The organism is Bariatricus sp. HCP28S3_A4 (assembly GCF_052066395.1).
Taxonomy (GTDB): Bacteria; Bacillota; Clostridia; order Lachnospirales; family Lachnospiraceae; genus Allocoprococcus.
Map to the genome: position 1 here is coordinate 1 of NZ_JBQHSE010000044.1, position 15,554 is coordinate 15,554.

At 41.8% G+C, this 15,554-nt stretch carries 16 protein-coding genes; all 16 read right to left on the reverse strand.

Going from position 1 to position 15,554, the window contains the following annotated elements:
• Positions 1–192 precede the first annotated feature (192 nt).
• Positions 193–363: a hypothetical protein gene (locus ACTNBF_RS15165; protein WP_441089592.1), complete on the reverse strand. Its 171-nt coding sequence runs from the start codon at positions 361–363 to the stop codon at positions 193–195.
• A gap of 1 nt (position 364) precedes the next feature.
• Positions 365–2,908 carry a type I restriction-modification system subunit M gene (locus ACTNBF_RS15170; RefSeq protein WP_441030587.1) on the reverse strand — a complete coding sequence of 848 codons (2,544 nt, stop codon included), beginning with the start codon at positions 2,906–2,908 and terminating at the stop codon, positions 365–367.
• 62 nt (positions 2,909–2,970) lie between these two features.
• On the reverse strand, positions 2,971–3,552 hold the full coding sequence (locus tag ACTNBF_RS15175) for an NUDIX hydrolase (protein ID WP_427820048.1): 582 nt from the start codon (positions 3,550–3,552) through the stop codon (positions 2,971–2,973).
• Between the two features lie 24 nt (positions 3,553–3,576).
• Positions 3,577–3,729: a hypothetical protein gene (locus ACTNBF_RS15180; RefSeq protein ID WP_441089593.1), complete on the reverse strand. Its 153-nt coding sequence runs from the start codon at positions 3,727–3,729 to the stop codon at positions 3,577–3,579.
• A 347-nt stretch (positions 3,730–4,076) separates the two neighbouring features.
• Positions 4,077–4,574: a PBECR4 domain-containing protein gene (locus ACTNBF_RS15185; protein WP_441026186.1), complete on the reverse strand. Its 498-nt coding sequence runs from the start codon at positions 4,572–4,574 to the stop codon at positions 4,077–4,079.
• Between the two features lie 594 nt (positions 4,575–5,168).
• Positions 5,169–5,456, reverse strand: a complete 288-nt coding sequence (locus tag ACTNBF_RS15190; RefSeq protein WP_441089594.1) for an AAA family ATPase — start codon at positions 5,454–5,456, stop codon at positions 5,169–5,171.
• Positions 5,457–5,514: 58 nt separating this feature from the next.
• Positions 5,515–5,973: a thioredoxin-dependent thiol peroxidase gene (bcp, locus tag ACTNBF_RS15195; RefSeq protein WP_427820050.1), complete on the reverse strand. Its 459-nt coding sequence runs from the start codon at positions 5,971–5,973 to the stop codon at positions 5,515–5,517.
• A gap of 71 nt (positions 5,974–6,044) precedes the next feature.
• Complete coding sequence (locus tag ACTNBF_RS15200) at positions 6,045–7,364, reverse strand: ATP-binding protein (protein ID WP_427820051.1); 1,320 nt, start codon at positions 7,362–7,364, stop codon at positions 6,045–6,047.
• 217 nt (positions 7,365–7,581) lie between these two features.
• The gene (gene lysS / locus ACTNBF_RS15205) at positions 7,582–9,528 is read right to left on the reverse strand and encodes a lysine--tRNA ligase (RefSeq protein ID WP_441050090.1); all 1,947 of its coding nucleotides are present in this window, start codon (positions 9,526–9,528) and stop codon (positions 7,582–7,584) included.
• Positions 9,529–9,580: 52 nt separating this feature from the next.
• Positions 9,581–10,063, reverse strand: coding sequence for a transcription elongation factor GreA (greA, locus tag ACTNBF_RS15210; protein WP_427806118.1), 483 nt, complete (start codon positions 10,061–10,063; stop codon positions 9,581–9,583).
• A gap of 21 nt (positions 10,064–10,084) precedes the next feature.
• Positions 10,085–10,255: a hypothetical protein gene (locus ACTNBF_RS15215; protein ID WP_441089595.1), complete on the reverse strand. Its 171-nt coding sequence runs from the start codon at positions 10,253–10,255 to the stop codon at positions 10,085–10,087.
• Positions 10,239–11,207: a tRNA dihydrouridine synthase DusB gene (gene dusB, locus ACTNBF_RS15220; protein ID WP_427806119.1), complete on the reverse strand. Its 969-nt coding sequence runs from the start codon at positions 11,205–11,207 to the stop codon at positions 10,239–10,241. Before dusB ends, ACTNBF_RS15215 begins: the two co-directional genes overlap by 17 nt.
• Positions 11,204–11,542, reverse strand: a complete 339-nt coding sequence (locus tag ACTNBF_RS15225; protein WP_427806120.1) for a DUF6145 family protein — start codon at positions 11,540–11,542, stop codon at positions 11,204–11,206. Before ACTNBF_RS15225 ends, dusB begins: the two co-directional genes overlap by 4 nt.
• 17 nt (positions 11,543–11,559) lie before the next feature.
• On the reverse strand, positions 11,560–12,540 hold the full coding sequence (locus ACTNBF_RS15230; RefSeq protein ID WP_427806121.1) for a biotin--[acetyl-CoA-carboxylase] ligase: 981 nt from the start codon (positions 12,538–12,540) through the stop codon (positions 11,560–11,562).
• 4 nt (positions 12,541–12,544) lie between these two features.
• Positions 12,545–14,647 carry an ornithine carbamoyltransferase gene (gene argF, locus ACTNBF_RS15235; RefSeq protein ID WP_441089596.1) on the reverse strand — a complete coding sequence of 701 codons (2,103 nt, stop codon included), beginning with the start codon at positions 14,645–14,647 and terminating at the stop codon, positions 12,545–12,547.
• Positions 14,648–14,651: 4 nt separating this feature from the next.
• On the reverse strand, positions 14,652–15,446 hold the full coding sequence (locus ACTNBF_RS15240) for a TrmH family RNA methyltransferase (RefSeq protein ID WP_427806123.1): 795 nt from the start codon (positions 15,444–15,446) through the stop codon (positions 14,652–14,654).
• Between the last annotated feature and the right edge of the window lie 108 nt (positions 15,447–15,554).

The window sequence follows — 15,554 nt, forward strand, 5'->3', positions numbered from 1 at the left end:
AGGGGCAAGTGCGCCCTTTTCCTGCCTTCCGGCGAGGACAGGTCCGGGCAGAGCCCGGAATCGGGTCAAGGGACTGGTCCCTTGCAGGTTCTTAGGGCAGCGCCCTGAGCCTCCGGAGGGCCTTCCGTCTTATATATTTGCAATTTTCAAGGTTCGTTTGAGCCTGTTTTTTTCGGCCCAGTTTTTCATAGATTACTTGACACTACCCGCAATTATATTTCCCTCGTCTGAATATACAATATGTTCAGTAAATTCAAAACCTGCTAGCTTGGTAACATCTGCTACATCTCCCAACTTACGCTGTTCCCAATCATCAGTAAACCCAGCAAACCGAATCTGTGGTTTTTTCGTCTTTTTCCCCATTTTACTCACCCCCAAGCAGCGCTTTCAAACTGGCAAGCCCCATCATATCAAACTCATTTCCCGTAAGTTCATCTGTCATCCTTATCAACTCTCTTTCAGTTTCTTCGATTTCTTCCTCAATATCGTGAAGAGTCGTAGAATACTTGTCCGCAAGAGATTGTACTTTTTTAACAAGATCTGCCACAATTTGCTCCGGCAGGTTATGTAAATCACTGATTAACGGTTTAATCCATTTTTCACTCAATAGTTTTTCTTCCTGCTCATCAGAAAGTTTTTCTATCGTTTCTTTCGTTTGAATAAGAAGCCGCGATGTTAATTCCTTGATTTCCTTTTTAATTTCTTTTTCTTCTTTGCTTAGATTGCCATATTGCTCTAATACCGCTTTCAATGCCCGTTCTTCTTCATTTTCCGCTTTTCTTAACTCTTTTAACTTTACGGTAACTCCCTTAGCATTAAAAGCGTCCTGATTTTCATTTAAAATATCGCTTTCTTTATCTTCTTCGGAAAGATTTTCAATCAATTCCTCATACATGGATGTAATCTCAGCAAGTCGTTTTTCATTTTCTGTAATTACAGACAAGCGATCCGGCAAAAGCACTTTTTGTACCAGCTCAAATGGCAAAATTCTTCCTTTCCATCCTTCCTGAATCTCTTTATCCTTCTTCATGACCATGTTTGGTTCTACAACCTTGATTGCTTCTCGCCCTTCTGTCCCAATCACATCAAAATCAATTGCAATCTCAGTCCACTTATCATCGAGTATCTGGTATGCCTTGTATTTGTCAATTAACGGAATGTCGTGAAGTCGCTTAAAAATCTGATTTCCTATTTCTTCCTTTTCTTTGCCCGCCTGTAAGGATTCCATATTTTGAATCAATCTTTCTTTTAATAAGTCTTCGAAATCCATAAAACAATTTGCGAAATTATTTTTAAACACTTTAATATCTTCGTTTTCTACAATAATTTTTTTTACATCTTCACATCTGAGCGAAGAATATGGAGTACCGTTACTCATAAAAAGGCTCTCACGAAGACTCGGAAATGCTTGCCAATATCTTTGCAGCTCGTCAATCTCTGAATTTGGAATCCCACCCATCAAACTTGCATAGATATCCCAACTTTCTGCTTTCTCTGAAGAGTCCACATAGCGCGGAATATTAAGATTATAATCATTTGCACGGATTTCTTCTCTGCTGACCACTTTCGAAAACTTTTCAATGGTCTTCCTTTCAAAATAAGCATCTACGATTCTCTTAATATCTGATGCTTGAAGCTTATTATTTTTTCCCTCCTTAACAAATCCCTTTGATGCATCAATAATCAAAACATCTTTATTTTCCCGTTTTTGTTTCAACACCATAATGATTGTCGGAATGCCTGTCCCGAAAAAAATGTTCGCCGGAAGCCCGATAATTGCATCAATATGATTCTTTTCGATCAGATTTGTCCGTATTTTTTCTTCTTCTCCACCACGGAACAAAACACCATGTGGAAGCACAATCGTCATAATTCCATCTGGTTTAATATGATAAAGATCATGAAGAAGGAAAGCGTAATCTGCTTTGCTCTTCGGTGCCAATCCATATTCACTATATCGCGGATCAGACTCCTTTCCGTCCGGTGTCCACTGTTGCGAATAAGGTGGATTTGACACAACTGCATCTACACGAAGCACCGGTGGATAACTGTCAAGATCAATCGGCCAGTCGTCCTCCAATGTATCCGCATTCCTTGTAAACAAATTTGAGGGATTAATTCCTCTCATAATCAAATTCATTCTGGTCAGGTTATACGTACTTTCTTTTAACTCCTGCGCATAATACTGTATACAGTCGCGGTTCATATATTTCGACACACTTTGTCCAATATTAATGAGAAGAGAACCTGAGCCGGAAGTCGGATCATAGATTGCGATCCGTTCTCTGTCTTTCAGATGCTCCGCGACAATTTCAGACATTAACACTGATACTTCATGAGGAGTATAGAATTCCCCCGCTTTCTTCCCGGCGTTTGCAGCGAAATTTGAAATCAAATACTCGTAGATAAATCCCAGAACGTCATATCCCTGTTTTTCATCCATAGGAATATCTTTTATCAATTGAATCAAATCACTAATTGCCTTCGTTCTTGCGTTACTAGTTTCACCCAGTTTAGAAAGCCCCGTCTGAAGTGTATCAAAAATTCCATCAAAAACATTTTTATGCGACTCATTGATCAGTCTGTCAAATGCAGATAATGCATCAGTTACATTTGATACATCAAAATTCTTTCCCATACCAAGCCAGGTCGAAAACAGATTCTTGTAAGAAATGAAATATCCCAGGCTTCTCCTGCACTGGTTTACAGTCTCAGTATCTTCCTCGACCAATTCAACAAAATCTTCCTCTTCCCAGTCATTTTTCTTCAGGAAATCCACTTCTCTATCAGAAAGGAATTTATAAAAAATAAAGCCAAGAATATAGTCTTTGTATTCATTAGCTTCAATTTTTGATCTCATTTTATTTGCAGATTCCCAAATACGGGAAGCTAATTGTTGTTTGTTCATGGAAAACTCCACCTCTCTACAGAATTATTCTTTTAATAACCAGATTGTATCACACTTTTCCTCTAGGTAGGATACGAAATGCTTCTCCCAATTTTTCCACCTTTCAAATCATTCCGTATCACTTCAAGCCCTCCGATTGGAACACAGAATTTCGGATTATGTGCACAGCATTGTTCATACACATACTCGAGTTCAAACCATTCCACCGCATCCAATTCCTCTTCCTGCAGTATCAGTTCTGAAATATCTATCGGTTTTTCGTATATAAATACAAATGCAATCTCGTTATCCCGGAACATTTTTCCATAGAATTCTGTTTCATATTGAATTTTGAAAGTATCCACGAAACGGAGTTCTTCTTTGTCGGCTGTGATGCCCAGTTCTTCTCGAAGCTCCCTCAGTGCGGAATCAAGCGGCTCGTCTCCGGCCTGAATATGTCCCGCAGAAGAGGTATCGAATTGCCCCGGGAACGAATCTTTCTTCAAAGAGCGCTTCTGCAGCAGCACTTCTGTCTGTTTTCCATTCCTGCGTATGATCCAGACATGTGCCGTGCGATGCCGGATTCCTTCCGAGTGTGCTTTCCCTCTTTCCACCGTCTCTCCTGTGGGTTTTCCATATTCATCTACAATGTCTACAAATTCCAAACTGTTGTCACCTCTTATCATCTTTTACCTGAATACAAAAATCATCATAAGTATAAAACCAATCGGAGGACAAATAAGTCCCAGAACAATCGCCAGTACAAGCAAAATCCCATCTCCGCTTTTTTGGCTGGCGGCTTCCATAACGCCGTTCGTCACAACTGCACCTATTTCCAACATAATGCTTAGTCCTCCTGCTAGATTATTCTTTCGCGTAATGATATTATACCACACTTTCACCTTAGAAAGAATCAGAATGTCTTTAACACAAATTTTATATACAGCGGAAGTGCAAGAACCTATCCTGTCCTGCCCACATTATAGTCTCCCAGCTTGATTGCACTATTTACATGGTGTTTTTCAGGGTGGTTAAGAAGCGTTTTTGTGCTTCCTTACAAATAGTATTCTACGGCTTTCTATGGATTAAGTCGTTCCCCAAAGAATGGACAAAAAGTACAATGGGAATGGCCTTTTTGAGACAATAAAAAATGCACCACCGTAAAGATGATGCACTCTGCATGGTTAATCTATATTGAAATTAAACTTTTCAAACCATCTGTGAAAAACTCTTTCTCAGTTTGAAACAAATCCCTCTTTATTTCATAAAATAATTTGTTATATGTACTTTCTCCATCAGACTTCTGCAAAATAAACATGATTTTCTGCGGTCTTGAGCAATAATCTGTAATGGAATTATTTAATAGAGTAGTAGGGATTGGTGATTTTGTTCTATCCACCTTATTTGTTCCCTTTATCCTTATCCTCGAATCATAACCCATTACTCCATTCATATTACCCATAGCCATTTCAAAATCGTTATCCCTCGTTATCAGATTCTTTTCACCAATTTTATAGCACTTACTATTTCGCAAATCCAGCATTTGTTCCATAATAGCCACTTTTGAATACATAGTATTCGCGTCTTTTCGTGGATTACAATCTTCTCTGGTAATTGTTCCTCCTACACAAGCCTCATAAAATTCATTTGCACTCAATTTATCACTTTTTATTCCTGCTAAATGCATAAAATTATTCTTTCAAAATCTGACCTCATAATAATCATATGTATCTGACTTTTTCTCCCTAAATATGAATAATAAAGTTGTTTCGGCATATTCTGAATATAATAATGCGCTTTTGCACAATATTGTTAACAATTCTTCCGGAGTCAATATTCTTGTATTCTGTACTCTACACTTCATACTTCTCCTTAACGCAAAAGAGAAACCTTCGCATCTAAGGTTTCTCCATAATTTCTTAAAAACTGGTTTCGTTATGGTGCTTTGCCACCAGATCACAGGCCTCTCACCTGCTCGGCTTGATTATCCTCTATGCTTAAGAGTAATTGCAAAGTTTTAACGTTGCCAGTGCAACGGAAGCAAACACCTTATGCTTCGTGTCCTATTTCCAGGAAGAGATTCCTCTCTTGGTATCTATATTATACTCATGATTCCAGAAAATATCAACTTGTTTTTTCATTTTCTCATCATAAAAGATTCTCACAAGAAGAATATCTCCGCCGCACCCTTCAACAGCTGTTCGGATGCCTGCAATCAGAGCCGTAGGAAGATGCTTGTCTTGCTCCGATATATATTCCGGATATACTTCCTGAAGCTCTTTCAGAACAACTTTCTGGGCAAAATCGGTAACTTTATATAGCCGCTTTTATCGGATATTTTCAAAGTCTTAAACAGTGTCTCCGAATTACAGGAACGGTCGTAATATGCTGCAAGCATATTTGCTGCCATAGATTTTCCGAAACGCCTCGGCCTGCTGACACAGATAAAGCCCTCTTCTGTTCCCAGCACACTGTTCACATATTCGATCATTTCCGTTTTATCGCCATAAATACGGGATCGCAAAGCCCTTTTAAATCTTTCATTTCCCGGATTCAGATAATGTCCCATATCTATTTATTCTCCTTCCTATTCCCTGCTGTTACACCGATGCCGTCTATGCATCTCCTTATTGGCTCAATATTTCCAGCATCTTTTCTGAATCATCCGCAGCTTTCACTTTATCATTTGCCATGATGATGATACCGTTCTCATCAATCAGATAGGTTGTGCGTACCACTCCCATGGAAACTTTGCCATAATTCTTCTTCTCTTTCCAGACATCATAAGCCTCGATTACCTTCCGCTCCGGATCAGACAGAATCGTAATGGAAAGATTCTGCTTTTCTTCAAAACGTTTGTGACTTACCACAGAGTCTTTGCTGACGCCTAACACGATTGCACCTTTTTCTTCAATCTGAGGCAGCAAGGCAGAATACCCACACGCCTGTTTAGTACAGCCCGGAGTATTATCTTTCGGATAAAAATATAAGATCACTTTTTTCCCTCTGTATTCTTTTAAACTATGATTCTTGCCATTCTGGTCCGGAAGCGTAAAATCCGGAGCTGTTGTTCCTGTTTCCAACATAATTCTTAGTCCTCCTATAAGATTATTCTTTTGCATAATGATATTATTCCATGATTTCACCTAAGAAAGGATCAAAACGTCCTTAACAAAAATGCCATATACAGCGGAAGTGTCAGTATCTGTCCTGACCTGCCCACATTATAATCTCCCAGCTTGATTGCACTGTTTACATGATATTTTTCAGGGTGTTTAAGAATCGTTTTTGTGCTTTTCGTGTTTCCGTTAACTGCTTTCACTTCGACCAGTGTACATTCTCCTTTGTATCGAATAACAAAATCCACTTCCAGACCGCTGTCTTTGTGGAAATAGTACAGCTTTCGCCCCATTTTTGTGAAAATATCCGCGATCAGGTTCTCAAAGATTGCGCCTTTGTATCCATAAAGATTGCCCTGCAGAATATCATATTGTGTGCCATCCTCCAACATACTGACAAACAGACCGCAATCCCGCATATAAACCTTGAATACCTCTTCCTCCGCATTTCCGTCCAAAGGAAGCTCCGTAATCGAAAGATTATAGCACCGTGCAATGATTCCTGCATCCTCAATCCATTGAAGGCTGCCTGTATACTTTGAGGCTGTTGAACCTTTCTTTATGACCGAATATTGAAATTTCTTATTCTCTTTACTGAGTTGTCTTGGGATAGACTGGAAACATTCCTTAATACGGGATTTGTCTTTTTTCTCCGCGTATTTCACCATATCATCCTCATAGGAACGAACAATATCTCTCTGTATTCGCAACACTTTGTCCATTTGTTTTGTATCTACAAAAGTTTGTACGGCATCCGGCATACCACCTACCACCGTATACTGCAAAAGCAGCTGCTTCATACGATTGTGCAGGGCATCCGGCACAGGTGTTTCCATTTCAAGATTCTTTTTCAGCATCTCAACAAGTGGCGCTCCAACCCCATTGGCCCACAGGAATTCTTCAAAATCCAGCGGATACATATCAATCACGGTTTCCGACCCTACCGGAATAGATTTTGGTTCCTTACCATATCCCTTGACTCCCAGCAGAGAGCCGGTTCCTATGACATCATACCGTCCATCCATTCGGAAAAACTTTAAGGCCGTTCTCGCCTCCGGGCAGTCTTGAATTTCATCCAAAACCAGAACCGTTTCACCTGCCTCAAATACTGCCGCACTTCCCAACAATGCGGACAACATCATCACAATATTATCAATTTCCAAAGAACCGGAAAACACAGAAGCATAGTCCGGATTCTCAAAAAAATTCAAATACACAACATGCTTATAATTTTTTTTAGCAAAATCCAGAACAGAGTAGGTTTTTCCACACTGACGACAACCCTTTATAATCAGTGGCTTATGATTTGCGGTATTCTTCCATTCATTCAAACTTTGTTCTATCTTTCTTTTCAGCATAGCGTTTTCATCTCCTTAACCTGTCTGACTTTTAGTATACTGAAAGATCAAATTTTTTCAAGGGAGTTTTTGGGATTCTATCAACTTTTTCGAATGACTTTTCTCTTTCCAGAAGCATTTTTCCAGCAAATATAGGGAACATCATAACTCCGTTTTGATTATATACGAAAAAAAGCACCTCTCAGATCAAAAACTCTAAGAAGTGCTCTCATTTACATTAATACAGTTTTGCTCCTGCCGGAATCTTATCATCCACCATCAGAAGATTCAGTCCTTCTTTTCCATCCTCTTCGTGTACTGCACTGATTAACATACCGCAGGAATCAATGCCCATCATCGCTCTCGGAGGCAGGTTTGTGATTGCGATACAAGTCTTTCCTACCAGCTCTTCCGGCTCATAATACTCGTGAATACCGCTTAAAATCACACGATCCACGCCTGTTCCGTCATCTAAGACGAATTTCAGAAGTTTTTTGCTCTTCGGCACTGCTTCACATTCTTTCACCTTTACAGCTCTGAAATCAGATTTGCTGAATGTATCAAAATCAACCATTTCTTCAAATAACGGCTCGATTTTTACCTTGGAAAAATCAATTTTTTCTTCTGCTTTTGCTTCTTCCTGAACTGCCTTTTCCGCTTTCTTCTCAGCGCCGCCGAGGGTTTTCATCGTCGGGAACAGAAGTACGTCTCTGATTGCCTCTGCGCCGGTCAGCAGCATACACATTCTGTCGATACCGAATCCGATACCACCTGTAGGCGGCATACCGATTTCCAATGCATTCAGGAAATCTTCGTCCGTCGTGTTCGCTTCTTCATCACCCTGTGCAAGCAGTTCTTCCTGTGCTTTGAAACGTTCTCTCTGATCGATCGGATCGTTCAACTCAGAGTAAGCATTTGCCATTTCCCAGCCGTTCATGAAGAACTCGAAACGTTCTACATATTCCGGATTCTCCGGTTTCTTCTTGGTCAGCGGAGAGATTTCGATCGGATGATCCATTACGAAGGTTGGCTGAATCAGATGTTCTTCTGCAAATTCTTCGAAGAAGAGACTGAGGATATCGCCTTTTTTATGTCTTTCTTCGTATTCTACATGATGTTCATCCGCAACGGCTCTTGCTTCTTCCAGTGTATGCACTTCATTCCAGTCAACGCCGGCATATTTCTTAACTGCATCAACCATGGTGATTCTCTCGAACGGCTTTCCGAGATCCATCTCGACACCTTTATATACGATCTTCGTTGTACCAAGAACCTCCTGTGCCACATGACGGTACATGTTCTCAGTCAGATCCATCATTCCGTTATAATCGGTATAAGCCTGATATAATTCCATCAGAGTAAATTCCGGATTATGTCTGGTATCCAGACCTTCGTTACGGAATACACGGCCGATCTCATATACTCTTTCCAATCCGCCTACAATCAGACGTTTCAGATAAAGTTCCAGAGAAATACGAAGCTTGAAATCTTCGTTCAGCGCGTTGAAGTGTGTCTCAAACGGTCTTGCGGCTGCGCCTCCGGCATTTGCAACCAGCATCGGAGTTTCTACCTCCATGAATCCCTGTCCGTCAAGGTATTTACGGATAGAGCTGATGATTTTAGAACGTTTGATAAATGTATCTTTTACTTCCGGGTTCATGATCAGATCCACATATCTCTGACGATAACGCATATCGGTATCGGTCAGACCATGGAATTTCTCCGGAAGAACCTGCAGACTCTTGGAAAGAAGCTTCACTGCAGATGCATGAATAGAGATCTCACCGGTCTTGGTTTTAAACACTTCGCCTTCCAGACCTACAATATCACCGATATCCATTTTTTTGAAAGCTTTGTATTCTTCTTCTCCAATACTGTCTCTTGCAACATAAGACTGGATGTTTCCCTGTAAATCCTGAATGTTGCAGAAGGATGCTTTTCCCATGATACGCTTGGACATCATACGTCCCGCAAGTACAACATGCTTGCCTTCCAATTCTTCAAAATGTTCTTTTACTTCCATGCTGTGATGGGTTACATCGTATTTGGTGATTTCAAACGGATTCTGTCCGTTTGCCTGAAGTTCCGCCAGTTTTTCACGGCGTACCTTTCTCAAATGATTAATATCCTGTTCCTGCCCGTTGTTATTCTGCTGTGCTCCCACTTCTTCTTCTCCTCTCTGCATGCTGCAGGCATCTTATAAGAAACTGCTGCCTTCGGCACTTACATTTCATTCACTAAATAGAACGGTTAATCTTTAAAACTTCATATTCAATCACACCGGCCTGTGTCTCAACAGCCACAACATCTCCGACTTTCTTTCCGATCAGAGCCCTTCCTACCGGTGATTCATTGGAAATCTTTCCTGCAAGACTGTTCGCTTCTGTAGAACCTACAATCTTGAATTCCATCTCTTCTTCAAATTCTCTATCATATACATCTACCGTACATCCGATGTTGATCTTTTCAAGATCCACGTCATCTTCTACAACAATCTCAGCATTTTTCAGGATCTTTTCAAGTTCTTCGATACGTGCTTCGATATCACGCTGTTCATCTTTTGCAGCATCATACTCAGCGTTCTCGGACAAGTCACCCTGCTCTCTTGCTTCTTTGATCTTTGCAGCGACTTCTTTTCTCTTAACAACTTTCAGATTCTCAAGCTCATCCTCCAGTTTTTTCAGTCCTGTATAAGTGAGTAATGTCTTCTTTGCTTCCATACTTTCCATCTCCTCTTATCACTAAAACAGCATCTCTATGCTAGAATAAACATCATATTCTCTGAAGAAATGATGTTTATCTAAAGATACTTTCACAATTTCATTATTATACATAATTGCGTGTTTCATGTCAATAATTTTTACTGCCGGTTTCGCCGGATTCTCTCTATTTTTTCTAACAGATTCTCTCATTCAGCAATTTTTCCAGCTCTTCATAGCTTTCAACACGATTGATCTCATCCCGGAGTTTCGCAGACCCTTCCATACCTTTCGTATACCACGCCACATGCTTCCTCATCTCACGGATTCCAAGGTAATCTCCTTTCAATTCAATCTGAAGCTGCGCATGGCGAAGCATCATCTCTTTGATTTCTTTCTTTGATGGCCTGTGAGGCACTTTGCCAGTTTCTTCATATTCATTCAACTCTCTGAAGATCCATGGATTACCCTGACACCCCCGCCCGATCATCACACCATCGCATCCAGTTTCTTCCAAAAGCTGTTCCGCTGCTAAAGAACCTGTTACATCCCCATTTCCGATGACCGGAATGGAAACAGCTTCTTTGACCTGCCGTATAATGTCCCAGTCTGCTTTTCCCGAATAGTACTGCTCTCTCGTCCTTCCGTGAACCGCAACTGCTGCCCCTCCTGCTTCCTCAATAATCTTTGCTATTTCCACCGCATTTACATGTTCCTCGTCAAAGCCCTTCCGTATTTTAACCGTAACCGGTTTCGAAATTGCTCTTACCGTTTTATAAACAACATCATACACCAGCCTGGGATTTTTCATCAGTGCCGAGCCTTCTCCGTTTTTGACAACTTTTGGAACCGGACACCCCATATTGATATCCAGTATCTGAAACGGTAGCTCCTCGATTGCCTTCGCCTGTTCACTAATGATGTCCGGATCAGCCCCGAAGAGCTGGAGCGAAACAGGATACTCTCTCGGATCTATCTGAAGCAGTGCTTTTGTATTACGATTTTTATACTGCAGTGCTTTCGCACTGATCATTTCCATGCACAAAAGCCCGGCGCCCTGTTCTTTACATAGTAAACGAAATGGCAGGTCTGTTACCCCTGCCATCGGCGCCAGTATATAGCGGTTCTTCAATTCCACATTTCCGATTTTCAGTGTTCTTGTCATTCCAGTTCTTCTCCCAGAAAAAATACTTTATAGTAAAGCTGGAGTTGGTTCAGAAGTTCCTGCTTCTCTTCATCATGCTGAATCTGTTTAATCTTGAGCTGGCTTCCAATGTCATCAAACATCGGATCTCCCTCCTGGGATGTGACTTCAAAGCACAGCTCGCCATCCTCTTCAAAAACCAGTGTAAGGATCCCGCCCACATCATGAACATACAATACACACATGATCTTCAGTTCATCCTTGATATGCTGCGGCAGATTTTCAAAATCCGGATTCAAATAATATTTCTCTTCATATGAATTTGCCCCGCAAAGGACAATTTTATCCTGATACATGATCATTTCTCCTTTTATTATACATACCCGTAAATTCCGCGCACGGATACTTCACCGGAAAAAATTCTGGTCCGGCTTTTATCTTCCTTCTCCACAATCAATTCACCCGTATCATCGATTCCAAGTGCTTTTGCGTTATATTCATTGCCGGGTTCCAGAACCCGCACTTCGCTGTCCTTATTTACTAAAATACGGTTATATCCATCCACGATACATGACAGGTTTCCATCCTTACAGAATGCTTCGTAATAATTCTCGAATTTCTGCATAATAGAAGAGATGATCTCGGCCCGACGAAATTCTCTTCCCAGTTCCACGCGAAGGGACGTCGCCATTCGGGCAATCTCTTCCGGAAATTCTTCTGTATTTACATTAATTCCCACACCAATCACGACATAATGGACATAATCCACCTCTGCACTCATCTCTGTAAGGATTCCGCAGATTTTCTTCTTATTTAATACAAGGTCATTCGGCCATTTGATCTGAACATCGATCTGTTCACTTTCTCTTAAGGCCTCAGCGATCGAATATGCCATCAAAAGTGTCAGCATCGGTGCACGTGACGGCTCTACTTCAGGCCGCAAAAGAAGTGTCATATAAATACTGCTACCGGCCGGCGATACCCAACTCCTGCCTCTTCTTCCTTTTCCCGCAGTCTGCTGCTCTGCCACGACCAGAGTGCCGTGCGGCGCCCCTTTTTCTCCCAGCTCTTTTGCCCGTGTATTGGTGGAATCTATGTCCTTCCAGAATTCCAGATTTCTGCCTGCCCACGCTGACTTGAGACAGCTTGCAATTTCTTTTTCCGAAAGCACATCCGGCCAGGAAGCGAGCCGGTATCCGCGGTTCCGCACCGCTTCAATCTCGTACCCTTCCTCTTTCAGCTGGTTGATTGCCTTCCAAACTGCCGTTCTTGACACCTGAAATGTATCGCAAATCTGCTGCCCCGACAGATATTCATCTGTCTGTCGGAGCATTTTCAAAATTTCTGTTTTCATATATTTATAATTCCGCGCCCAATGTTGCTGCCATCACCGCTTTAATTGTATGCATACGGTTCTCAGCTTCATCGAATACAACTGACTGTTCTGACTCAAAAACTTCATCCGTAACTTCCATTTCCGTCATTCCGTGCTTGCCACATTTTTCTTTGCCAAGCTTCGTCTTCAGATCGTGGAAAGACGGCAGGCAGTGCAGGAAAATAGCATCTTTATCTGCATTTGCCATTACTTCTTTGGTTACTTTATATCCTCTGAGGTCTTTGATACGCTCTGTCCAGACTTCATCCGGTTCTCCCATAGAAAGCCATACATCTGTGTAAATTACATTTGCCCCTTTGGTCGCTTCCTTTACATCTTCAATCAAGCTGATCGTTGCTCCGGATTCTTTTGCATATCCCCGGCATTCTTCAACCAGTTCCGGATTCGGGAAATATTTCTCAGGTGCACATACTACATAATCCATTCCCATCTTTGCACAGAGAATCATTAAAGAATTTCCAACATTGTATCTTGCATCACCAAGATAGACCAGCTTCAGTCCTTTGATTCTGCCAAGGTGCTCCCTGATTGTAAGAAGATCTGCAAGCATCTGGGTCGGATGATACTCATTTGTCAAGCCATTCCATACCGGTACTCCTGCATTTTCTGCAAGCTCTTCCACGATCTCCTGGCCAAATCCGCGGTATTCGATACCGTCATAAATTCTTCCGAGTACGCGGGCCGTGTCTTCAATACTTTCTTTACTTCCGATCTGAGAACATGAAGGATCAAGATATGTGGTTCCCATACCAAGATCATGTGCCGCAACTTCGAAAGAGCAACGGGTTCTTGTGCTGCTTTTTTCAAAAATCAGCGCAATATTCTTACCCCTGAGTGTATCTACCGGTATTCCCTTTTTCTTCTTCTCTTTCAGATCTGCCGCCAGATCAAGCAGATATTCGATTTCCGCAGGGGTATAGTCTTTCAGTGTCAAAAAATTTCTTCCTTTTAAGTCCATCTTGTATTCCTTTCTTATCCCCACAATTACGTAAACAAAACCAGGAAGCTGTGTCAGCCTTGTTTCAGAATAACGTTCAAAACGTTCACATACGATATCCCACAGTTCGTCTACCTTGTAGATATTGTATTTTTGAACTCTCATCAGTTTTGCACTTGCTTCCAGCATGCCGAGAAACAGTTCTTTATCGGAGCAGCCAATGGGAAGCTTCAGCTTCATACGGTATTCTGCCTTTTCCAATTCACTGATAAGTTTCATTATTTCTACATAATAGCACTCTTCGTGTGTTTGTTCAATATAGTAAATTGAGCCTTCCAGGCCAAAAATCATTCTTTTTGTATCATAATACCCGATTTTCATATTCTGACGGCTGCGTTTTTCAGAAAATTCCAGAATACTTCCCAGACTCACCCGCGGTATCACTTCATTAAAACTGCCTTCTTCAGGGAGAACTGCTCTTGGTACACGCCCCGGTCCCAGAATCCTTATCTGAATAATATCCTTGTAGCCTCTTTTTAACAGGGAATTCGTCGGAACATTATTAATCACTCCACCGTCAATATAGGTCTTCCCATGAAGCGGTTCGTTTTTAAAGCCCAGGAGGTACGCGCTTGCAAGCAGGAAATCTTCAAGAAGTCCATCCGGAATATCCTCGACACTGAGATCCAGTTCTTTAAAATCTGACAGAGAAAATGTAAGCAGACAGAACTCTTTCCCACAACTGCGGATTTTTTCTTCATCCACACATTCGTGAATTAATTCTTTTAATGGGGTGATGTCCACTCCACCGTCAGAGAGTTTTGCCCAAACTTTTTTCAGGAATTCTCTAACCGGAACTTCCCCATCAAAAAGCGCTTCCATGAGCCCGTCATCTACATCCATCACCTGTGAAAATGACATTTTTTTCCAGATATTTTCTGCCTTTCCCAGATCCCCCATACAGACAAGGGCGCCATTTAACGCGCCCACCGATGTACCTGCCACTGCCTGAATTTTTACTCCTGCTTCTTCCAACGCTTTCCACGCACCGATCTGATATGCTCCGCGCGCTCCTCCTCCGTCGAATACCAAACCATATTCTTTTTCCAGATCAATTACAGGTTTCATAGATTTACTCCCTTCTCTGTCTTGCCGCCTCAAACATCAAAACCGACGAGGCAATCGCTGCATTTAAGGATTCCACCTTTCCGCACATCGGAATTCGTACATAAATATCGGCCGCGTCTGCCGTTTCTTTTCGCAGTCCGTTGCCCTCATTTCCAATCAAAAATGCAGTCCCTTTCTTATAATTCTCTTTCTCATAGCTGTTCTTTCCATCCAAATGGGCCGCATAGGTCCGGATCCCACTGCCAGACAGCATGGAAACCACTTCCGGAAGCTGGTCTACATATACAAACGGCATCCGGTAGATCGATCCCATCGTAGAACGAATCACCTTTGGATTATAAATATCCACACAATCCCGGCTGAGAATGACACCGGTCACTCCGGCTGCTTCTCCGGCCCGCAAGATCGTCCCCAAATTGCCCGGATCCTGAAGATTATCCAACACCATCAGAAGTGGTTCTTCCTGCCCTCTTCCGTTTGAAAGCATCTCTTCCAGGGTATATTTCCGCTGTTCCATCACCAACAGCACCCCCTGCGGAGTCATGGTATCCGATACATGGTCAAACACATGGTCCGAAAGAATCTCCAGCTTTGCTTTCCACTCATCCAGCTGCAATTTCTCCTCCTGGTTCTGGTAAAAGCTCTCGGACACATAAAGCTCTCGCACGTTTTCCCGTGGTGCTTCCACAAACATCCGGAGTCCCTCAACCAGAAATACTCCGTCTTTATCTCTTGCTTTTCTTTTTTTCTGCCACTGAATCAACTGCTTGACTCTGCCATTTCCCGTACTGGTTATCATACTAATCTCCATTCCGCCGCCTTTGGCTGGCGGCACAAATAGTAATGAAAGTGTTCCAACTCTCTACGTTGTGCTGTAAAATAGTTTGCAAGAAGCTACACTACAAAG